The sequence below is a fragment of the Amaricoccus sp. W119 genome, assembly GCF_047275745.1.
Taxonomy (GTDB): Bacteria; Pseudomonadota; Alphaproteobacteria; order Rhodobacterales; family Rhodobacteraceae; genus Amaricoccus.
This window is the reverse complement of the sequence record NZ_JBKQWU010000008.1, coordinates 95,482-114,532: the sequence shown is the minus strand read 5'-3', so window position 1 is coordinate 114,532 and position 19,051 is coordinate 95,482. Positions and strand designations below refer to the sequence as shown.

The window sequence follows — 19,051 nt, the reverse complement described above, 5'->3', positions numbered from 1 at the left end:
GGTCATAGTCGCGCCGAGCGGTATCAGTCCAGGGCATCGGATCTCCGTCAGTCTTCGCAAACCGACGTGAATCACAACCCGCTGATATCGCTCAACTCATTTCGGGTCCGGCTCTTACTGGAAGAGCGACAGGACCGCCTGCGGCGCCTGGTTCGCGATCGACAGCGACTGGATGCCGAGCTGCTGCTGGGTCTGCAGCGCGGTCAGCCGGGCCGAGGCCTCTTCCATGTCGGCGTCGACCAGGGCGCTGACACCGGCCTTGAGCGAGTCGGCCTGCTTCGACAGGAACTCGTTCTGGGCATCGATGCGGACCTGGGCGGTACCGAAGGCGGAGGCCGCGGTGTTGGCCGAGTCGATCAGCGTGTCGATGTCCTCGACGGTCGCGGTGCCGACGGTGAGCGCCGCGCCGAGCGCTTCGAGATCCTGCGCGGCGACCGACAGCGTGCCCGTGGTCAGGGCACCGGCGGAGTCGCGCATGATCGACACCGTGATGTCCTGCGCGGCGGCGCCGCTCTCAACGAGGTTGACCCCGTTGTACTGGGCCGACTGCGCGATCGAGATGATCGTGTTGGTCAGCCCGGTCACCTCGTTCTGGATCTTCGCGGTGTCCGCGTCCGGGTTCTCGGCCTGGACGATCTTGGTCTGGATCTCCTTGAGGATGCCGGAGATCTGCTCGGCCGCCGAACGCGCGGTACCGACCAGCGCCGAGGCGGAGGTCAGCGAGTCGCTCAGGGCTTCGAAGCTCCCGATATCGGAGGACATCGTGGACGCGATCGACCAGCTCGACGAATTGTCCTTGGCCGTGGAGACCTTGAGACCCGTCGAGACTTCGTCCTGAACCTTTGCGAGGCCCTTGTTGACAGACTTGAGGGTCTGGAGGGCAACCATGGAGCCGGTGTTGGTCAGGATGCTGGACATTGGTATTTTCCTTTTGGCGAGCGGTGCTTTCGACACCGCGGTTTTCATGGTGGGCGACCGCCGCGCGGTGCCCATGATCGCCCTTCTGAGTGCTGCGGCGCCGGGCCGCATCGGGCCCCGCCGCGCCGGTCCTTTCGACCGCGTGAGAGGCACTCTGGCCGCCCAAGCCTAAGCAATGGCTAACGCGCCGAATGAATCATCCCTAAGGAGGCGTTAACCGCGCCCGAGCGCGCGGTAACAATTTCGGCCTTGCGCCGCCGCTTCTCCCGCGAGACGCGAGGGGCCGCTGTTGCAATCCCCTTCGCGCCCCTCAATATACGGCTCCGAACCGACGGAGCGGACATGCAGAACTATCTCGACTTCGAAAAGGGCCTCGCCGAGATCGAGGGCAAGGCCGAGGAACTGCGCGCTCTCGGCCGCAAGAACGCCGAGATGGACGTCGAGGAAGAGGCGGCGGCGCTCGACAAGAAGGCGGCGCAACTGCTCGACGAGCTCTACCGCGGCCTCGATCCCTGGCGGAAGTGCCAGGTCGCGCGGCATCCCGACCGGCCGCATTGCAAGGATTACATCGACGGGCTCTTCACCGAATGGACCCCGCTCGCCGGCGACCGGGCCTTTTCCGATGATCACGCGGTCATGGGCGGTCTCGCGCGCTTCAATGACCGGCCGGTGATGGTGATCGGGCTCGAGAAGGGCCACGACACCCGGACCCGGCTCGAGCACAATTTCGGCATGGCCCGGCCGGAGGGCTATCGCAAGGGCATCCGCCTCATGGATCTCGCCGACCGCATGGGTCTGCCGGTGATCGCGCTCGTGGACACGCCCGGCGCCTATCCGGGCAAGGGCGCGGAGGAACGCGGACAGGCGGAGGCGATCGCCCGTTCGACCGAGAAATGCCTGCAACTCGGCGTTCCGCTCATCTCCGTCATCATCGGCGAGGGCGGTTCCGGCGGAGCGGTCGCCTTCGCGACGGCTGACCGGCTCGCGATGCTGGAGCACTCGATCTATTCCGTGATCTCGCCGGAGGGCTGCGCCTCCATCCTCTGGAAGGATGCCGAGAAGATGAAGGAAGCCGCCGAGGCGCTGCGGCTCACCGCGCAGGATCTGCTGACGCTCGGCATCGCCGACACGGTGGTACCGGAGCCGCGCGGCGGGGCGCAGCGCAACAAGGCCGAGACGGTCGCGCGGGTCGGCGCGGCGATCGCGGACCTGCTCGCCCAGGTCGATGGCAGGAAGCCGGGCGAATTGCGCAAGGCGCGGCGCAGGAAGTATCTCGACATGGGGCAGAAGTCGCTGGTCGCCTGACCGCCGCGCTCCGGGAGCCTCGGTGCGACGCTTGGTGGCGGCCGGAGATCAGCCGGCGCCGGCGGCGGTTTCCGCGGGCAGGTCGAACCCCGCCTCGCGCATCAGGCGGTCGGAGTTCTCCTCCACCACCGCTTCCAGTTCGCGCATGAAGTCGGAAACCTTGAGCCCCGGCGCGATCGGCGGCAGGAACTCGACGACCGCGAGGCCAGGGTCCCGGTACCAGCTCCGCCGCGACCAGAAGACGCCGACATTGGTCGCCGCCGGCACGCAGGTCTTGCCGAGCCGGTCATAGAGCACGCCGGCGCCGACCTTGTAGGGCAGCTTCGCCCCCGGCAGCGTCCGCGTGCCCTGGGGATAGATCACCAGCTGATGCGGCGTGCCGGCGTCCTTCGCGACATCGGAGACCATCGATTTCATCGCCGCCGACCGCTTGCCCCGGTTGACCGGCGTCGAGCCGATCCGGACCGCGTAGAGGCCGAGGATCGGCGCCCAGCGGAGCTCGCGCTTCATGATGAACCGCGCACGCGGCAGATGGTACATCAGGATCATGATATCGAGGAAGGACTGGTGCTTGGAGGCGACGATCACGTCCCCCGTCGGCACCTCGCCCCGGACCTCGACCCGAAGGCCGCAGATCACCCGGAGCAGCCAGAAGGCCGCGGCGCAATAGGCCTTCATCGCCCGATAGGCGCCGTCCACCGACCAGAGCGCCATCGGCGCGCAGAGGATCCCCATCGCCGCCATCAGCGTGTACATGAGGACATCGAAGACGAGCGAGCGGAGAAGGCGCATGGGGTCAGCTCCAGCGGCGCAGGCTGGCGCGTGTCGCGAGCCGCGTGATGCCCCAGGCGACGGAACCGGCGATCACCGGCACGAGCAGGGGCAGCGCCCAGTGCCAGCCCCGAAGGCCGATGCCGACGAGGAAGAACCCCTGCTCGGTCGCCCGCGGCAGCGCGGCGAGAAGCGCGAGGCCCGCCCCCATTCCGAGTACCGCGCCCCCGGCCGCGCGCAGCGTGAAACGGCGGGTGAAGGCGTGGCTGATGTAGCTGTCGCGCGCGCCGATGAGCCGCAGCGTCTGGATGACCTGCCCGTTCGCGGCCACCGCCGCCTGCGCCGCGAGCCCGATCACCGCCGCGAGGGCGAGCACGGTGAGCCCGAGGCAGGCGATCGCGAAGATCCGGAGCCGTTCCGCCGTTGTCACCAGCGGCATCCGCCAGGCGGCGTGATCATCGAAGACCGCCCCCGGCGCCTCGGCGGAGAGACGCAGCGCGAGGCTGTCCTGGTCGAGCGTGGCCCGGTCGGTCGTGACCGCGATCATGAGCGGCAGCGGCAGCGTCTCGACCACGAAACCGGGTCCGAGCCAGGGTTCGAGCAGGTCCGTCTGCTCTTCGAGTGTCACGACACGGACGGAGAGGATGCCCGGCGTCGTGCGGAGCACGTTGAGCGCGGCGCGGGCCTGCGCCTCCACCTGCTCCTGGGGCGCGAAGACCTGCAAGGTCGCATCGCGGGCGAGTTCGCCCGACCAGCTGTCGGCGAGGCGTCCGGCGGCGAGCGCGAGCGCGAGCGCGAGAACGGCGAAGAAGGCCATGACGGCGGCGAGGAAGCCGACCGACACCGCCGCGCGCGCCCCCCTCGGCACCACCCGGTCAGCGCCGCGGTCGCCCTTCAGGAACCGTCCGAACGCGCTCAAAGATCCGCCCCCGCGAGCTGGACGCGGCCCTGCGCGAGCCGGAGCACCCGCGCCTGCACCCGCGCCTTCGCCGCGCGGATGAGGTTGAGGTCGTGCGTCGCGATCAGCACGGTCTTTCCCATCCGGTTGAGTTCGACCAGCAGTGTCAGCACCCGCTGCGCCATGTCCCAGTCGAGATTGCCCGTGGGCTCGTCGGCGAGGATCACGTCGGGGCTCAGGATCACCGCCCGCGCCACCGCCGCGCGCTGGCGTTCGCCCCCGGAGAGCAGGGGCGGCGTCGCGTCGACACGCGCCGTCAGATCGACCCATTGCAGGAGCGCGCGCAGGTCGTCGGCGCGCTCCCGCGGGTCGATCCCGTTCACCGTCAGCGGCAGCGCGATATTCTCGTGGATCGGCAGGTGGTCGAGAAACTGGCAGTCCTGATGCACGACCCCGACCCTGCGCCGCAGATCGGCGATGGCGTCGCGTTCCGAGGGCGCGATCGAGCGGCCGAAATGGCGGATCTCTCCCTCGGTGACGGCGAGATCGAGATAGCAGAGCCGGAGGAAGGTGGTCTTGCCGGCGCCTGAAGGGCCGACGAGGAACTGGAAGGAACCCGGTGCCAGCGTCAGGCTCATGTCCCGGAGAACGGCGTGGTCGCCGTAGCTGAACCCGGCCTGTTCGAATTCGATCACCGGGTCCTCCGCCGATAGTGGCGACGGTTTACACATCGCCGCGGCGCGGTGCAACGGCTCTGGCCGCGCGTCACGGCGGCCCCGCCGGCTCCTGGAAATGGACCTGCTGGAATGGCGCAGTTGGAAAGGGTTGGGGCGGCGGCTAGAAGGGGATACCCGATTCGCGAGGCCCGCCCGTCAGCTCCCCCGCCGCGAACGGTTCCGACGCGAGGGTTGCCATGCGCTTGACCTGCCCCAATTGCGGCGCCGAATACGACGTTCCCGAGGGGTTGATCCCGCCGGCGGGCAAGCATGTGCAATGCACCGCCTGCCATACCCGCTGGTTCATGCGCGGCCAGGCGCGGGAGGAGCTGAGCGAGGATCAGATCCTGCGCAAGCTCGAAACCCGGGGCCCCGGTCCCAAGGCGGGCGCGGCGCCGGGCGCCAGTGCCGCGGCGCCCATCCCGTTTCCGGTCTCGGGCACGGTCAAGCAGGACACGGTCAAGCAGGACACGGTCAAGCAGGACACGGTCAAGCAGGACACGGCGAAGCAGGATACGGCGAAGCAGGACGTGGCGAGCCGGGATGCGCGGGAAGCGGACGTGAGGCCGGCGAAGGCGCCGCCGGACGACGCGCCGTTCAACTGGCAGTCTCCGGTGGGCACCCCGGCGCGCGACGCCGCGGCGATGTCCGCTTCGGGGACGGACCGCGCGGCGCCGGATGTGGCGCCGGGTGGGGACCCATCGGACACCCCCGCCGATACGCTGCGCGGCCCGGCACTGAGGAAGGACACGGGCGCGGGAGGTACGGGCGCGGGAGGTACGGCCGCGGCTGACCGGGCCGGGCCGTCCGCCAAGGCGGCGCTCGAACCGGCCACGGAGCGCCGGGCGGAGCCGCGGCCGAGCATACCCGCGCCGAGGCGGGACCCTGCCCAGGATCAGGACGCTAGTCGGGACTCTGACCGGGGATCAGGCCAGCACGCGGATCGGGACGCGGCCTCGGAGCACGACCTCGCGGCGTCCCGGATCGCGCTTCGGGAGGCGCCGCGCTCGGCGCCACCCAGGCTCGACCTCGCGGATGGCAGGGCGGACGGGCGCCCCGGGACGACGCCACCGCCCAGGGCGAAGCGGCGGTTCCTGCCGGGCTTCATCCTCGCACTGCTCATCGCCGGTCTGGCGCTGGAGATCTACATCTGGCGCGATCCGCTCGCGGATCAGATCCCGGCGGCGGCCCCGGCGATCGACGGCTATGCCAACGCGATCGATGCGGCGCGGGAATGGCTGCGCGACCGTTTCGGCGGCGCGCAGGACAACCAGCCGGGCTGACCGGCCCGGCGACATCCTCGGGCAATCCAGTCAGAACTGGTCGAGCAGCCGCCGCAGGTAGTCGAGTTCGATCTCCGGGCGGAACTGCTCGCCCGCGCGGCGCCGGATCTCGTCGAGCAGGGCGCGGCCACGCGCGATCGCATCCGCGTCGGGGACCACGCGCTCGTTGCCGCCGATCCCGCCGCGCGAGCCGAGCGGCCGTCCGAGCGGGTCCCGGCCGTTCTCGGCGCGGGACTGGCTTTCCTCATCGCCCTCGCCGGTCTGCTGGCCGTTCCGGGCGCGCATGTCCTCTGCCATCTCGCGCATGCCCTCGCGCAAGCGGTCGATCGCCTCTGCCTGACGGTCGAGCGCGCCCCCGGCGTCATCCTCGTTCAGCCGGTCACGCGCCTCGCCCATGTTGCGCTCGGCCTCGCGCATCGCCTCGCGCGCGGCCTCGCCGGCCTCTCCCGGAAGCGCGTCGCGCATCTCTTCCATGAGCTGGCGCAGCGCCTCCTGGCGGCGGGCGAGTTCGGCCGCGCCCGGCTGCCCCCCGCCTTCCGGGTCGCGGCGAGCTTCATCGCCGGGCCGTCCCGGGGGGCGGCCCATCTGGCCCGGATTGCCCTGGTTCTGGCCGCGGTTCTCGCGGAACTGCCGCTGCAATTCCTCGAAGGATTCGTCCGCAAGCCCCTGCTGCTCGCGCAGCGCGTCGGCGAGTCCCTGCATCGTCTGCTCGCCCGGCTGCCCCTCGCCTTCGCCACCCTCGGTGACCTGCATCCGCATGTTGTCGAGCAGTTGCTGCAGCATGCCGAGCAACTGCTCGGCCTCGGCCTTGCGGCCCTGTTCCGACAGTTCCTGAATCCGGCGCATCAGCTCCTGGATCTGGTCCTGGCTCATGGTCTGGCCGTCGGGCGCGTTCTCCGCCCGCTGCTGTTCGCCGCGCTCGATCGCCTCGCGGGCCATCTGGCGCATGTACTCGCGGGTCGCGTCGCGAAGTTCGTCCATGAGCCGGGCGATCTCCTCGTCCGGGGCGTCGTTGCGGAGCGCCTCCGAGAGCCGCTCGCGGGCGCGGTCGAGCCGGGCCTTGGCGCTCATCAGCCCGCCATCCTCGATGAGGAGCGCCGCCTGCCACAGCGCCTCGGCCACGTCCTCGACGACTTCCCCGGCGCGGCCTTCGGTATTCGCCCGGTGCAGGTCCCGGATCGCGGCGCGGGTGATGAGATAGGCGCGGGGGCTCTCGAAGATCTCGTCGGCCTCGGCGGAAACGGCCCGGAGGACGCGTGTGACGCGGGTCGCATTCCCTGGCGACCAGAGCAGGTCGCGCCGCTGCTCGATCAGCGCGGCGGCCAGCGGGTCGTAGAACGGCCGGGCGGGCAGGATCGTCGCGATCGGGCCGCTGTCGCCGCGCTGGCCGATCGCATCCTCGGCGCTCAGCGTCAGCGTGACCGGCAGGCCGGCGAACGGGTCCTTGGCGAAATCATCCACCAGTGCCTCGTTCACCTCGGCGCCCGCCCCGGTCATCGGCATCGGCAGGTCGATCACGAGCGGCGGCCGCGGAGCCGGGTCGATTTCCAGCCCATGGCGCCGGTCGGCGCGCGCGGCGTCGAGCACGATGCGCGCCTGCGCGCGGGCGATGCCGTGGTCGTCCTTCGCCACATAGGCGATCCGGGTCTTGCCCTCCTCGATCGCGGTCACCGGCTGGGAGAGCGCGATCGTCGGCGCCATGTCGGGCTCCGCCGCGAAGACCCAGTGGCCGAGCGCTGCGCCGCCTCGGCTCAGGGTGATCTCGCCACCCTCGCGCACCTCGAATTCCGCGCCCGCGATGCCGGGGGCGCTCTCGGCGAGCGCGACCGGGTCGCCGCCGGACACATCCTCGTTCAGTGCGAAATCGCTTCCCTCGGCGCCGTAGACCCGCAGCGTGATCTCCGTGCCGCTGGGCACGCTCACCGGTTCGGCGGAGCGGATGTCGGGCAGGTAGAGCGTCGGACGCCCGGTGTAGTCGGGCGGTTCGGCCCAGCCCTCGAAGCTCGGTCCCGTCGCGATCTGGGAAGGTCCCGCGGGCTTGATCGCCGCGCCGACGCCGCGAATGCCCTCGCCGCCTGCGAAGAGGAGCGCCGCGCCGAGCAGCACCAGCGCCGCGAGCCTGAGCGCCCATGGATCGCGGCTCGCGAGGCGGAGATCGGGCGGTACGGGACGCGCGGCGGCCGCGGCGCGCCGCATTCGTTCGAGATGCGCGGCCCAGACTGCGCGCGCGCCCGCGTCGCCGGTCCCGAGGGCCTGCGCGTCCTCGAGCGCGGCGAGCGGCGTTCCGGGCAGCGTCGCGTCGATCCGGTCGCGGGCCTCGCGCGCGCTCGGCCAGCGCAGGCCGCGGAAGCCGCGCCAGCCGAGCCAGAGCGCCCCCACGCCGAACGCGGCGAGCACGCCGATCATCTGACCCCGGGTCAGAAGCTCCGGCAGGCCGAAGGCCATGACGGACCAGAAGACGGCGAGGAGCGAGGCGAAGGGCCAGAAGGCGCGCAGCAGCGCCTCCCCGGCCATTCCGGCGCGGGTACGCCGGATCGTCGTGGCAAGTCCGCGGTCCCTCGGGGTCTCGTCCTCTGGCCTCTGCCTCATCCGCCTCGCTTCCGGGGCACGCGGCGGAGCACCCGCCCGCGCGGGAATCTAGTCGATCCAGTCAGGGATGGTATCGCGCCCGATCATTTCGTCAAAGCTCGGGCGCGCCCGCACCACGGCGAAGTGATCCCCCGAGACCAGCACCTCGGGCACCAGCGGACGGGAGTTGTATTCCGAGGCCATCACCGCGCCATAGGCCCCGGCCGAGCGGAAGGCGACGAGATCGCCCTCGCCGAGCGGCGGCATGGGCCGTTCGCGGGCGAAAGTGTCCCCGGTCTCGCAGACCGGGCCGACGATATCGACCGGGTCCCGCTCGACGCCCGGCGCGGCCTCCCTGACGGGGATGATCTCGTGGAAGGCGTCGTACATCGCCGGCCGCACGAGATCGTTCATCGCCGCGTCGAGCACGAGGAAGGTCCGCCCCTCGCCTTCTTTCCGCCAGATCACCGAGGCGAGCAGGATGCCCGCGTTACCGGCGATGAGCCGTCCCGGTTCGATCTCGATCTCGCAGCCGAGATGGGCGAGCGTCTCGCGGATCACGCCGCCATAGTCGAAGGGCAGGGGCGGGGCCTCGTTGTCGCGGCGGTAGGGGATGCCGAGCCCGCCGCCGAGATCGAGCCGCCGGATGTCGTGGCCGTCGGCCCGGAGTGCCCCGGTCAGCTCCGCGACCTTCGTGAAGGCCGAGCGGTACGGCGCGAGTTCCGTGAGCTGGCTGCCGATATGGACATCGACGCCGACGACCTCGATTCCCGGGAGACGCGCGGCCTCGGCGTAGACCTCGCGGGCGCGGGCGATCGGGATGCCGAACTTGTTCTCCGACTTGCCGGTCGCGATCTTGGCGTGGGTCTTCGCATCGACGTCGGGATTGACCCGGATCGCGATCGGCGCGCGCGTCCCGAGCCCGGCCGCGACCTCGGAGAGCGCGCGAAGTTCGGGTTCCGATTCGACGTTGAACTGGCGGATGCCCTGTTCCAGCGCCAGACGCATTTCGTCCCGCGTCTTGCCGACGCCGGAGAAGACGATCCGGTCACCCGGCACGCCCGCCGCCCGGGCGCGCAGGTATTCGCCGCCCGAGACCACGTCCATCCCGGCGCCGAGCTTCGCCATGAGGCGCAGCACCGCCTGGTTGGAATTGGCCTTCATCGCGTAGCAGATCAGGTGATCCATCCCCGCCAGCGCTTCCTGGAAAACGCGGTAGTGGCGGGTCAGGGTCGCCGCGGAATAGACGTAGACCGGGGTTCCGACCGCGGTCGCTATCTCGGTCAGCGGCACGTCCTCCGCGTGAAGGATGCCGTCTCGGTAGAGAAAATGGTCCACGCTCCGCCCCTTCGCGAAAATCCGGCGGCGGGGTGTAGCGTCGCGCGCTCGCGAAAGCAAGAACGCGCGTGAGGCGGATCTTGGTTCACGGCCTACCCGAGGTTAGGTCGACTCTCGGTCCGCCTTTCCACCTCGCCGCCCCGAACGCCCTCAATCGGTCGGCAGGTCCGCCTGCGCCGGCTGGGGCTCCTCGACGGGGAGCGGGCGTCCGCTCGGTGTCCCGGGCTGGTCCTTGATGCCGCAGCCGGCGGCCAGGAGCGCGAGAACGAGCGCGGGGATGATGGTGGCGCGGTTCATGCCGGAAAGCTCTCGCGCCAGCGGGCGATCTGAGCGCGGACCTGGGACGGCGCGGTCCCGCCGTGGCTCGTCCGGCTCGCGACCGAGTTGTCTACGCCCAGCACTTCGTAGACCTCCGCCGTGATCCCCTCATGGACCGCCCGCATGTCGTCGAGGCTCAGGTCCGGCAGGTCGATCCCGAGTTCCTCCGCCCGCCGCACCAGCGCGCCCGTCACGTGATGCGCGTCCCGGAACGGCAGGCCGAGCGCGCGCACCAGCCAGTCGGCGAGGTCGGTCGCCGTCGAGAAGCCGCTCGCCGCCGCTTCGCGCAGGCGCTCGGCGTTGGGTCGCATGTCTCCTGCCATGCCTGTCATCGCGGCGAGCGCGAGCATCAGGCTGTCGGCGGCGTCGAAGACCTGCTCCTTGTCCTCCTGCATGTCCTTCGAATAGGCGAGCGGCAGGCCCTTCATCACCGTCAGGAGCGCCACCAGCGCGCCGTTGATCCGCGCGACCTTCGCCCGGATCAGCTCCGCCGCGTCCGGATTCTTCTTCTGCGGCATGATCGAGGAACCGGTGGAGAAGCGGTCCGAGAGTGTCACGAAGCGGAACTGCGCCGTGGACCAAATCACCAGTTCCTCGGCCATCCGGCTCAGATGGGTCGCGCAGAGGCTGGCCGCGGACAGGAATTCCAGCGCGAAATCGCGGTCCGAGACCGCGTCGAGCGAATTGGCCATCGGCCGGTCGAAGCCGAGCTCGCGCGCGGTGAACTCCCGGTCGATCGGGAAGGAGGTTCCGGCGAGCGCCGCGGCGCCGAGCGGGCTCTCGTTCATCCGCGCGCGGGCATCGGCGAAGCGCGCCCGATCGCGGGCCAGCATCTCGACATAGGCGAGCATGTGATGGCCCCAGGTCACGGGCTGGGCGACCTGGAGATGGGTGAAGCCCGGCATCACCATATCCGCGCCCGCGTCCGCCTGGGTGACGAGCGCGCGCATCAGCGCCTCGATCCCCTCGATCGCGGCATCGCACTGACCCCGGACCCAGAGCCGGAAGTCGGTGGCCACCTGGTCATTGCGGGAGCGCGCGGTATGAAGCCGCCCGGCGGGCTCGCCGATCAGCTCCCTCAGCCGGCTCTCCACGTTCATGTGGATGTCTTCGAGCGCGGTCGAAAAGCGGAACTCTCCGGCTTCGATCTCTGACAAGACCGTGAGCAGACCTTCCCGGATCAGCTCCGCGTCGGTATCAGTCAGGATGCCCTGCCGCGCCAGCATCGCGGCATGGGCGCGGCTGGCCTCGATGTCCTGGGCCGCGAGGCGCTTGTCGAAGCCGATCGAGGCATTGATCGCTTCCATGATCGCGTCCGGCCCGGCCGCGAACCGGCCGCCCCACATCGCGTTCGAGGTCTTTTCAGTCATGCGCCTGCCTGCTTTTCGCTTCGCCGGGACCAGTTTCCGCCACGCCTCCGGCGCGCTGATCGCGGGCCTGCTATACGCCGCCGCGATCATTGGCGCAAACCCCGCCCTCGCCCAGAGCCTGACGGCGGAGCAACGGGCCGATCTCGAAGCGATGCGCGCCGGCGACATGCGCAAGCTCGTGATCCATACCGAGCCGGTCGCCGTGCCGGACGAGGTCTATTTCGACCGCGAGGAGGGCGAGCACCGGCTCGCCGATAGCGACGGCAAGATCCGGCTGGTGAACTTCTGGGCGACCTGGTGCGCGCCCTGCCGCGAGGAATATCCCGCGCTCGACGCGCTGGAGCGGGAGCGGGGCGGCGCGGATTTCGCGGTGATCCCGATCGCGACCGGGCGCAACGAGGCCGAGAGTATCGACCGGTTCCTGAAGGAGGCGAACATCACCACGCTCTCGACCTGGCTCGATCCGAAGAGCCGGCTTGCGCGCGGAATGGATGTGATGGGCCTGCCGGTGACGGTGATCCTCAACCGCGAAGGCGCCGAGATCGCCCGCCTGATGGGCGGCGCCGACTGGAGCGGCGCCGAGGCGAAGGCTATTCTCGACTATCTCGCCCAGGCCCCGAGCTGAGATCCTCGAGCCAAGGCCCCGAGCCAAGGCCCCCGAAACAAGCTCCGGGCTGAGGCCCGGCGCCAGTACGAGGACGCGGCGGGGGGATCTGGGGCGGGATCGCCCCTCAGACGAGAGGTCCGCGGGGCTTCTTGCGGAGCCTCAGGAAGGTGAACATCCCGAAGGGCGGGAACCTGCGCCGCTCGACGATCTCCAGATCCTCGCTCCCGAGCACCCGTTCGATGGCGAAATCGGAATGCCAGCCAAGCAGGTCGGCGAAGGGCGCGAATCCGCGCTCGAGCCGCGCGAGCGGGCCTTCGTCCCGGGCGAAATGATTGACGATCACCACTTCTCCGCCGGGTTTGCAGACGCGGGCCATCTCGGCCACCACCTTCTCCGGCTCCGGCACCACGGAGACGAGATACATCGCGACCACGGTGTCGAAGGTGTCGTCGGAGAAGTCGAGCTTGCGCGCATCCATCCGGCGCAGCTCCGTCACATGCGAGAGACGGTGCTCCGTGACCTTGGCGCGGGCCTTCCGCAGCATCTCCGGCGAGAAATCGATCCCCGTGACCTCGACGCCGTTCGCATAGTGGCGGAGTGCCAGCCCCGTGCCGACCCCGACCTCGAGGACCTTGCCCTGGCGGGTGTTGACGTGGCGGACCGCCTTCGCCCGGCCGACGCGGGTCAACGCGCCGAATGTCTGATCGTAGACCGGGGCCCAGCGGCGATAGGAAGTCCCGACTGCCTTAAGTTCCATTAGCTACCCTCGGATGGTTTCGCCGTTGTTCTCGTTGGTTTCGGATTATGGGTTCTGGGAATCCGGGTTTTCGGACTCGGGCCCCTCCCCGGGCCCGTCCGGTAGGTCGCGCCCCTCGGCAGGCACCGCGCGGCGCAGACGCACGGCGGCGTGCACGAGCGTCGCCATGTAGGCGAGCGTGACGAGCACCGTCAGCAGCCAGAACCGCGTGACGGCGAGGCCGACGATGATCGCGGTGCCGATCAGGAGCAGGGGCACCTTGTCGCGCGGAATGCGCAGCGCCTTCGGACTGAAGGTCGGCAGGCGGCTCACCATCAGGAGGCCGACGATCGCGAGCCAGGGCGCGACGAGCATCGGCGCGTCCCGCGCGTCCCAGATGCCGGCGAAGGTTCCGAACATCGGGAAGAGCGCGAGAAGCGCCCCGGCGGGGGCCGGAACGCCCACGAAGCTCGGCACCTTGCCGCGGCTCGGTGCGTCGCGGTTCACGTTGAACCGGGCGAGCCTCAGGCAGCAGCAGACGATGTAGATGAGCACCAGCACCCAGACGAGGTCATTCGCATCCGCGAGCGCGAACTGGTAGACGATGATACCCGGCGCCACCCCGAAATCGAGGAAGTCGCAGAGCGAATCGAGTTCCGCGCCGAAGGGGCTCACGCTGTTCAGTCGCCGCGCCAGCAGCCCGTCCACGCCGTCGAGCGCGGCCGCCACGAGGATCAGCACGATCGCCAGCATGAACTTCTCGGCATAGGCGAAGCGGATCGCCGTCAGACCGGCGCAGAGGCCGATGATGGTGACGAGGCTCGGCAGCAGATGAAGGAACGGCAGCTTGTCGCGGCGGCGGGCGATCATGGCTCAGCGCACCTCCCCTTGCCGGGCCAGCTCGGCCGACGCCAGATCGGCGATGACCGTCTCGCCCGCGATCGTTCCCTGTCCAACCGCGACGAGCGGGGCCACCCCCTCCGGCAGATAGACATCGACGCGAGAGCCGAAGCGGATCATGCCGAAGCGCTGGCCGGTCGCGAGCGGGGTTCCCTCGGCCACCTCGCAGAGGATGCGCCGGGCGACGAGGCCCGCGATCTGCACCACGGCGATCTCGCGGCCGTCCTCCAGCCTCAGCGCCAGCCCGTTGCGCTCGTTGTCCTCGCTGGCCTTGTCGAGCGAGGCGTTGAGGAACTTGCCCGGACGATAGGCTATCTTCGTTACCGTGCCGGCGATGGGGGCACGGTTCACATGGCAGTTGAAGACGTTCATGAAGACGCTGACCCGTGTCCGCTCCTCCGCGCCGAGGCCGAGCTCGGGCGGCGGCGCCGCGCGTTCGATCAGCGAGACGACGCCATCCGCCGGGCTCACGAAGAGACCGGGCCGGGTCGGCGTGACGCGATCCGGGTCGCGGAAGAAGTAGTAGCACCAGACGGTCAGCCCGAGCCCGAGCCAGCCGAGCGGCTCCCAGAGAAAGAAAAGCAGCAGCGCGACGATCCCGAAGGCGGGGATGAACTTCCATCCCTCCCGGTGAATCGGCTTCACGACCGTCGAAATCATGTCCATTCGGCGGTCGCTCCCCTCCACCGTTTCCGTTACGATGGTTAATTAGGGTATGAGCGCGCTGGTTGGAAGCGCCATGACAAGCTCGGGGCTAACCCCGGGGTAACCATCCCGTGGCAGGGAGGTTCCGTTCAGTCGATGGGACCCCGGTCATGTTTCGCCGCGCCGCGCACGCAGTCGCGCTCCTTCTCGGGCTCCTTCTCGCGGATCTGGCGGTTTCGGCGGCGGCTCTCTCGGGTTTGGCCTTTACAGGTTCCGCGGCGGCCGAGGACGATCCCGACGCCGCGCTTTGCGAGGCCGCGATCGCCGCCGGCGCCCGTCGGGGCGGCGTTCCGGTCGAGGTGCTCTACGCCGTCGCTCTGACCGAAACGGGGCGGAAATCGAACGGACGCGTGCGCCCCTACCCCTGGGCCATCAACCGCGAGGGCAAGGGGCACTGGTTCAAGACCCGCGAGGAGGCGACCGCCTTCGGCCGCGAGAGCCTCGCCGCGGGGCGCAAGAGTTTCGATGTCGGCTGCGTGCAGATCAACTACCGCTGGCATGGCCATGCCTTCCCGAGCCTCGAGGACATGTTCGACCCGCAATGGACCGCGACCTACGCCGCGCAGTTCCTGCGAAATCTCTATGAGGAACGCGGCAGCTGGTCCGAGGCGGCGGGCGCCTATCATTCGCTCACGCCCGACCTGGCCGCGGTCTACCGGCAGCGGTTCGACCGACTGCTCGCCGGCCTCGAACCGGAGGACCTGCCGGGGGCCGAGGGCTCGCCGGTGGCGCCGGATCCGGAAACCCTGGTCGCAGGCGCGACGCCGGATGCCCGCCGCAGTACCCGCTCCGAGCGCCGCGAGGCGCAGCGCCGGGCGCTCGCGGAGCAGATCGCCCGCGCGGGCCCGCCGATGCCGGCGATGCCCGGCTCCGTCGCCCGGGTGCCCGCCGGGCCGGCCGGCGGCGGTATCCTCGCTCAGAGCGCCGGAGCCCTGCTCACCAGCGGCCGCCCGCTGCTCGGCGAGGCGAAGCCGCTGATCGCCGAGCCGGGAGCCGGACTCTACTGACGCGGCGCCGCCCCCCGCGCACCGCGCCGGGGTCGGGGGGGCCGCGATCCTTGTCAACGCCAGCGCCATCGCCTATTTCGCCAGCATGGCAACGCTCCGTCCGATCCTCATCCATCCCGACCCGCGGCTCCGCAAGACGGCGGCGCCCATTCGCGGCGTCGATGATTCGGTACGCCAGCTCGCCGATGACATGCTCGCGACGATGTACGACGCCCCCGGGATCGGCCTCGCCGCGACGCAGTTGGGCGTGATGAAGCAGATCTTCGTCATGGATTGCGCCGGCAAGGACGAGGAGCCCGATCCGATGGTGTTCCTCAACCCCGAGATCACCTGGGCCTCCGACAACTGGGTCGTGAGCGAGGAAGGCTGCCTCTCGATTCCCGACATCTTCGAGGATGTGTCCCGGCCCGACCGCGTGCGGCTGCGGTGGATGGATCTCGAGGGCCATGTGCGCGAGGAGGAGTTCTCGGATCGTCCCGCGACCTGCGTGCAGCACGAACTCGACCACCTTCGCGGCAAACTCTTCATCGATTATCTGAGCCCAATCCGGCGGACGATGATCACCTCGAAGATGAAGAAGCTGAAGCGCGAGAAGGCCCGGGCCTGAGCCACCGGCGAGGGACGGGCGCAGAGACCGGGCGAGAAGAACGGGCGCGCGCCGGTTCGCCCGGCCGACCGAACGGAGGCCCGATGCGGCTGATCTTCATGGGCACGCCTGATTTCTCGGTTCCGCCGCTCCGCGCGCTGGTCCACGCGGGTCATGAGATCGCCGCCGTCTATACCCAGCCGCCGCGGCCCGCCGGGCGGGGGCAGAAGGCCCGGCCGAGTCCCGTCGCCCGCGCGGCCGAGGAGCTTGGCCTGCCCGTCCGCGCCCCCGCCAGTTTCCGTGACCCGGCCGAGCGCGAGGCCTTCGCCGCGCTCGGCGCGGATCTCGCGGTGGTGGTCGCCTACGGGCTGATCCTCCCGCCCGAGATCCTCGCCGCGCCGGTGCTCGGATGCCTCAACATCCATGCCTCGCTGCTGCCCCGCTGGCGCGGCGCGGCGCCGATCCAGCGGGCGATCCTGGCCGGCGATCCGCGGACCGGCGTCTCGATCATGGGAATGGAAGCCGGCCTCGACACCGGCCCGGTCTGGCTGGAGGGCGCGATCCGCATCGGCCCCGAGGACACGGCCGGCAATCTCCATGACCGGCTGTCGCAGATGGGCGCCGAACTCATCGTGGAGGTGATCGACCGGCTCGACGCGCTGCACCCGCTGCCGCAGCCGGCCGAAGGTGTGACCTACGCGGCGAAGATCGACAAGGGCGAGGCGAAGATCGACTGGACCCGCCCGGCCTGCGAGGTGGACCGTCGCATCCGCGGCCTCTCGCCCTTCCCGGGCGCCTGGTGCGAGATCGCGGGCGAACGGGTGAAGCTGCTCGGCTCGGTGCTGGCCGATGAATCGCCGGGCGGGGCGGGACCGGGGACCGTGCTCGACGACGCGCTGACCATCGCCTGCGGCGAGGGCTCCGTCCGCCTCTCGCGCCTGCAGCGCGCGGGAAAGAGCCCGATGGGGGCGATCGATTTCCTGCGCGGCTTCTCGATCCGGCCCGGCGCCCACCTCGGCTGAGCCCCGCTCGCGTCGAGACGGTATCCCGAACGCTCCGGCGCCCCTCTCAGCCCGTCGCGGCCTTGCCCTCCTCGCGGGGGGGCTTGAACGGCGCCATTCCCGCCCGCGCGAGCTCATCGGCCCGCTCGTTCTCCGCGTGCCCGGCGTGTCCCTTGACCCATTCCCAGCGAATCCGGTGCGAGTCCGTCGCGGCCTCCAGCCGGCGCCAGAGATCCTCGTTCTTGACCGGCTTCCGGTCCGCCGTGCGCCAGCCGTTCTTGCGCCAGCCATGAATCCATTTCGTCACGCCGTCGCGCAGATAATTCGAATCGGTGACCAGCGTCAGTTCGGACGGCCGAGACAGCGCCTCGAGCGCCGCGATGGCGGCCATCAGCTCCATGCGGTTGTTGGTCGTCATCGGCTCGCCGCCATTGAGCTCGCGCGTCTTCACGACCCGGTCGCCGTCGCGCGCGATGAGCAGGACGCCCCAGCCGCCGGGCCCGGGATTGCCGGAACAGGCGCCATCGGTATAGGCGAGGAGTTCAGCCATCCATCAACCCGGTCGCCATCGACTCGGTTACCATCGACTCGGGCACCATCGACCCACCCATGATCCGCTCAACCATGGATCGCGCCGACGAGCAGGCACGCCATGACGCCCGCGGTCAGCGGCAGGCGCAGACTGAGCCAGTAGGCGGGCGCGATGCTGAGCCGCTGGAAAAGAATGTCGATCCCCTGCAGGATCATGAAGCCGAAGGCGAGAAACACGCAGCTTTGCGCGGGGTTGGGCTGGATCGCGAGATAGGCGGCGATCGCCGGCAGCCCGGCGGCGGCCAGGAAGATCCACCGCGGGAAGCGTGGCGGGGCGGAGGCGAAGCCCCAGAGGCAGCCGCCCATGAAGGCGAGGATCGCCGCGCCGAAGAAGCGCAGCACATGGAGCCCGCCCGCCGGTCCCGGCGGTGCGAGGCCGAAGGTCGGAAGCGATCCCGGCACGGAGAAGAGCAGCATCACCGCGTAGACGAACGGGATGAGGCCGAGCCAGCCGAGGACCAGCGCGGGCAGGGGGACGCGGGTCACGCGACCTTTTCCCGCAGGACGCGCGGCACCTTGAATTCGACATCCTCGCGCGCGGTCTCGACCAGTTCCTCGGTGACCTCGTAGCGCCCGCGGAAGGCGGCGATGACCTCATCCACCAGCACCTGAGGCGCGGATGCGCCGGCGGTGATCCCGACGGCGCGCGCACCCGCGAGCGCGCGCCAGTCGATGTCGGCCGCCCGCTGGACGAGTTGCGCGTAGCCGCAGCCGGCGCGGCGGCCGACCTCGACCAGCCGCTGCGAATTCGAGGAATTGGGCGCCCCGATCACCAGAAGCGCCTCGATCATCGGCGCCATCGCCTTCACAGCCTCCTGCCGGTTCGTCGTCGCGTAGCAGATGTCTTCCTTGCGCGGACCGGCGATGTTCGGGAAACGCGTACGAAGCGCGGTGATGATCTCGGCGGTGTCGTCGAGCGACAGCGTTGTCTGGGTAATGAAGGCCAGCCGGTCGGGGTCCTCGGGCGTCAGTTCCGCGACATCCGCGACGGTCTCGACCAGCGTGACCGCGCCCTCGGGCAGCTGGCCCATCGTGCCGATGACCTCCGGGTGGCCGCGATGGCCGATCATGATCATCCGGAGCCCGTTCTCGTAATGCCGTTCCGCCTCGATATGAACCTTCGAGACCAGGGGGCAGGTCGCATCGACATAGAGCATCTGCCGCGCTTCCGCTTCGGCGGGAACGGATTTCGGCACGCCATGGGCGGAGAAGACGACGGGACGGTCGGGGGGGCAGTCGGACAGTTCCTCGACGAAGACCGCGCCCTGCGCGCGAAGCTCGTCGACCACGTATTTGTTGTGCACGATCTCGTGGCGCACATAGACCGGGGCGCCCCATTTTCGGAGCGCCATTTCCACGATCTTGATCGCGCGATCCACACCGGCGCAGAAGCCCCGGGGCGCGGCGAGATAGAGGGTCAGTGGCTCGGGCAT

20 protein-coding genes are annotated in these 19,051 nt (G+C 70.0%); 6 read left to right on the top strand and 14 right to left on the bottom strand.

The annotated features are described in order from the left end of the window. Nucleotides 1-114 precede the first annotated feature (114 nt). Nucleotides 115-993 (bottom strand): flagellin, encoded by an 879-nt coding sequence (locus tag ACLJK8_RS07215; RefSeq protein WP_413149428.1) that lies wholly within the window; start codon nucleotides 991-993, stop codon nucleotides 115-117. Nucleotides 994-1,260: 267 nt separating this feature from the next. Here ACLJK8_RS07215 and ACLJK8_RS07210 point away from each other — a divergent pair, with 267 nt between their 5' ends. Continuing rightward, nucleotides 1,261-2,223, top strand: a complete 963-nt coding sequence (locus ACLJK8_RS07210; RefSeq protein WP_413149427.1) for an acetyl-CoA carboxylase carboxyltransferase subunit alpha — start codon at nucleotides 1,261-1,263, stop codon at nucleotides 2,221-2,223. Nucleotides 2,224-2,271: 48 nt separating this feature from the next. On the opposite strand, the gene ACLJK8_RS07205 is transcribed toward ACLJK8_RS07210, so the two are convergent. From ACLJK8_RS07205 to ACLJK8_RS07195, 3 genes are read right to left on the bottom strand one after another with little or no spacing between them, the layout of a single operon-like run. Continuing rightward, nucleotides 2,272-3,015: a lysophospholipid acyltransferase family protein gene (locus ACLJK8_RS07205; protein ID WP_413149426.1), complete on the bottom strand. Its 744-nt coding sequence runs from the start codon at nucleotides 3,013-3,015 to the stop codon at nucleotides 2,272-2,274. A gap of 4 nt (nucleotides 3,016-3,019) precedes the next feature. Then, nucleotides 3,020-3,913: a cell division protein FtsX gene (locus ACLJK8_RS07200; protein ID WP_413149425.1), complete on the bottom strand. Its 894-nt coding sequence runs from the start codon at nucleotides 3,911-3,913 to the stop codon at nucleotides 3,020-3,022. Further along, nucleotides 3,910-4,587, bottom strand: coding sequence for a cell division ATP-binding protein FtsE (locus tag ACLJK8_RS07195; RefSeq protein ID WP_413149424.1), 678 nt, complete (start codon nucleotides 4,585-4,587; stop codon nucleotides 3,910-3,912). Before ACLJK8_RS07195 ends, ACLJK8_RS07200 begins: the two co-directional genes overlap by 4 nt. A 218-nt stretch (nucleotides 4,588-4,805) precedes the next feature. Between ACLJK8_RS07195 and ACLJK8_RS07190 the strand changes: the two genes are divergently transcribed. Continuing rightward, on the top strand, nucleotides 4,806-5,891 hold the full coding sequence (locus tag ACLJK8_RS07190) for a zinc-ribbon domain-containing protein (RefSeq protein ID WP_413149423.1): 1,086 nt from the start codon (nucleotides 4,806-4,808) through the stop codon (nucleotides 5,889-5,891). Nucleotides 5,892-5,921: 30 nt separating this feature from the next. On the opposite strand, the gene ACLJK8_RS07185 is transcribed toward ACLJK8_RS07190, so the two are convergent. The 4 genes from ACLJK8_RS07185 to argH form a co-directional block, all read right to left on the bottom strand. After that, nucleotides 5,922-8,480 (bottom strand): TIGR02302 family protein, encoded by a 2,559-nt coding sequence (locus ACLJK8_RS07185; RefSeq protein ID WP_413149422.1) that lies wholly within the window; start codon nucleotides 8,478-8,480, stop codon nucleotides 5,922-5,924. A 48-nt stretch (nucleotides 8,481-8,528) separates the two neighbouring features. Next, nucleotides 8,529-9,797, bottom strand: a complete 1,269-nt coding sequence (lysA, locus tag ACLJK8_RS07180; protein WP_413149421.1) for a diaminopimelate decarboxylase — start codon at nucleotides 9,795-9,797, stop codon at nucleotides 8,529-8,531. Nucleotides 9,798-9,947: 150 nt separating this feature from the next. Next, entirely contained in the window at nucleotides 9,948-10,094 is a 147-nt protein-coding gene (locus tag ACLJK8_RS07175; RefSeq protein WP_413149420.1) for a hypothetical protein, read from the bottom strand. Beyond that, nucleotides 10,091-11,485, bottom strand: a complete 1,395-nt coding sequence (gene argH, locus ACLJK8_RS07170; RefSeq protein ID WP_413149419.1) for an argininosuccinate lyase — start codon at nucleotides 11,483-11,485, stop codon at nucleotides 10,091-10,093. The genes ACLJK8_RS07175 and argH overlap by 4 nt, the downstream gene beginning before the upstream one ends. Here argH and ACLJK8_RS07165 point away from each other — a divergent pair. Beyond that, nucleotides 11,484-12,110 carry a TlpA disulfide reductase family protein gene (locus tag ACLJK8_RS07165; protein ID WP_413149418.1) on the top strand — a complete coding sequence of 209 codons (627 nt, stop codon included), beginning with the start codon at nucleotides 11,484-11,486 and terminating at the stop codon, nucleotides 12,108-12,110. The two genes, argH and ACLJK8_RS07165, sit on opposite strands and share 2 nt — an antisense overlap. 106 nt (nucleotides 12,111-12,216) lie before the next feature. Here ACLJK8_RS07165 and ACLJK8_RS07160 read toward each other — a convergent pair whose 3' ends face one another. From ACLJK8_RS07160 to ACLJK8_RS07150, 3 genes are read right to left on the bottom strand one after another with little or no spacing between them, the layout of a single operon-like run. Then, on the bottom strand, nucleotides 12,217-12,849 hold the full coding sequence (locus ACLJK8_RS07160) for a class I SAM-dependent methyltransferase (RefSeq protein WP_413149417.1): 633 nt from the start codon (nucleotides 12,847-12,849) through the stop codon (nucleotides 12,217-12,219). Between the two features lie 45 nt (nucleotides 12,850-12,894). Continuing rightward, nucleotides 12,895-13,698: a CDP-diacylglycerol--serine O-phosphatidyltransferase gene (gene pssA / locus ACLJK8_RS07155; protein ID WP_413149416.1), complete on the bottom strand. Its 804-nt coding sequence runs from the start codon at nucleotides 13,696-13,698 to the stop codon at nucleotides 12,895-12,897. 3 nt (nucleotides 13,699-13,701) lie between these two features. Next, complete coding sequence (locus ACLJK8_RS07150; RefSeq protein ID WP_413149415.1) at nucleotides 13,702-14,415, bottom strand: phosphatidylserine decarboxylase; 714 nt, start codon at nucleotides 14,413-14,415, stop codon at nucleotides 13,702-13,704. A 128-nt stretch (nucleotides 14,416-14,543) separates the two neighbouring features. Here ACLJK8_RS07150 and ACLJK8_RS07145 point away from each other — a divergent pair, with 128 nt between their 5' ends. The 3 genes from ACLJK8_RS07145 (at nucleotide 14,544) to fmt (ending at nucleotide 17,048) form a co-directional block, all read left to right on the top strand. Next, complete coding sequence (locus ACLJK8_RS07145; protein WP_413149414.1) at nucleotides 14,544-15,440, top strand: hypothetical protein; 897 nt, start codon at nucleotides 14,544-14,546, stop codon at nucleotides 15,438-15,440. Between the two features lie 85 nt (nucleotides 15,441-15,525). After that, entirely contained in the window at nucleotides 15,526-16,047 is a 522-nt protein-coding gene (def, locus tag ACLJK8_RS07140; protein WP_413149413.1) for a peptide deformylase, read from the top strand. A gap of 83 nt (nucleotides 16,048-16,130) precedes the next feature. Beyond that, entirely contained in the window at nucleotides 16,131-17,048 is a 918-nt protein-coding gene (gene fmt, locus ACLJK8_RS07135) for a methionyl-tRNA formyltransferase (RefSeq protein ID WP_413149412.1), read from the top strand. Between the two features lie 46 nt (nucleotides 17,049-17,094). Here the strand turns inward: fmt and rnhA are convergent, their stop codons facing one another. From rnhA to ispH, 3 genes are all read right to left on the bottom strand, one after another. Next, nucleotides 17,095-17,577 carry a ribonuclease HI gene (gene rnhA, locus ACLJK8_RS07130; RefSeq protein WP_413149411.1) on the bottom strand — a complete coding sequence of 161 codons (483 nt, stop codon included), beginning with the start codon at nucleotides 17,575-17,577 and terminating at the stop codon, nucleotides 17,095-17,097. Nucleotides 17,578-17,645: 68 nt separating this feature from the next. Beyond that, on the bottom strand, nucleotides 17,646-18,104 hold the full coding sequence (locus ACLJK8_RS07125; protein WP_413149410.1) for a DUF3429 domain-containing protein: 459 nt from the start codon (nucleotides 18,102-18,104) through the stop codon (nucleotides 17,646-17,648). Next, complete coding sequence (gene ispH, locus ACLJK8_RS07120; protein WP_413149409.1) at nucleotides 18,101-19,051, bottom strand: 4-hydroxy-3-methylbut-2-enyl diphosphate reductase; 951 nt, start codon at nucleotides 19,049-19,051, stop codon at nucleotides 18,101-18,103. The genes ACLJK8_RS07125 and ispH overlap by 4 nt, the downstream gene beginning before the upstream one ends.

What these genes read in the sequence shown, in the direction of transcription:
- pssA (WP_413149416.1), bottom strand. Translation starts at nt 13,698, where the DNA reads ATGATCGCCCGCCGCCGCGACAAGCTGCCGTTCCTTCATCTGCTGCCG.
- ACLJK8_RS07165 (WP_413149418.1), top strand. Translation starts at nt 11,484, where the DNA reads ATGCGCCTGCCTGCTTTTCGCTTCGCCGGGACCAGTTTCCGCCACGCC.
- rnhA (WP_413149411.1), bottom strand. Translation starts at nt 17,577, where the DNA reads ATGGCTGAACTCCTCGCCTATACCGATGGCGCCTGTTCCGGCAATCCC.
- argH (WP_413149419.1), bottom strand. Translation starts at nt 11,485, where the DNA reads ATGACTGAAAAGACCTCGAACGCGATGTGGGGCGGCCGGTTCGCGGCC.
- ACLJK8_RS07145 (WP_413149414.1), top strand. Translation starts at nt 14,544, where the DNA reads ATGTTTCGCCGCGCCGCGCACGCAGTCGCGCTCCTTCTCGGGCTCCTT.
- ACLJK8_RS07205 (WP_413149426.1), bottom strand. Translation starts at nt 3,015, where the DNA reads ATGCGCCTTCTCCGCTCGCTCGTCTTCGATGTCCTCATGTACACGCTG.
- ACLJK8_RS07210 (WP_413149427.1), top strand. Translation starts at nt 1,261, where the DNA reads ATGCAGAACTATCTCGACTTCGAAAAGGGCCTCGCCGAGATCGAGGGC.
- def (WP_413149413.1), top strand. Translation starts at nt 15,526, where the DNA reads ATGGCAACGCTCCGTCCGATCCTCATCCATCCCGACCCGCGGCTCCGC.
- ispH (WP_413149409.1), bottom strand. Translation starts at nt 19,051, where the DNA reads ATGCCCGAGCCACTGACCCTCTATCTCGCCGCGCCCCGGGGCTTCTGC.
- ACLJK8_RS07185 (WP_413149422.1), bottom strand. Translation starts at nt 8,480, where the DNA reads ATGAGGCAGAGGCCAGAGGACGAGACCCCGAGGGACCGCGGACTTGCC.
- ACLJK8_RS07160 (WP_413149417.1), bottom strand. Translation starts at nt 12,849, where the DNA reads ATGGAACTTAAGGCAGTCGGGACTTCCTATCGCCGCTGGGCCCCGGTC.
- ACLJK8_RS07175 (WP_413149420.1), bottom strand. Translation starts at nt 10,094, where the DNA reads ATGAACCGCGCCACCATCATCCCCGCGCTCGTTCTCGCGCTCCTGGCC.
- fmt (WP_413149412.1), top strand. Translation starts at nt 16,131, where the DNA reads ATGCGGCTGATCTTCATGGGCACGCCTGATTTCTCGGTTCCGCCGCTC.
- ACLJK8_RS07190 (WP_413149423.1), top strand. Translation starts at nt 4,806, where the DNA reads ATGCGCTTGACCTGCCCCAATTGCGGCGCCGAATACGACGTTCCCGAG.
- ACLJK8_RS07215 (WP_413149428.1), bottom strand. Translation starts at nt 993, where the DNA reads ATGGGCACCGCGCGGCGGTCGCCCACCATGAAAACCGCGGTGTCGAAA.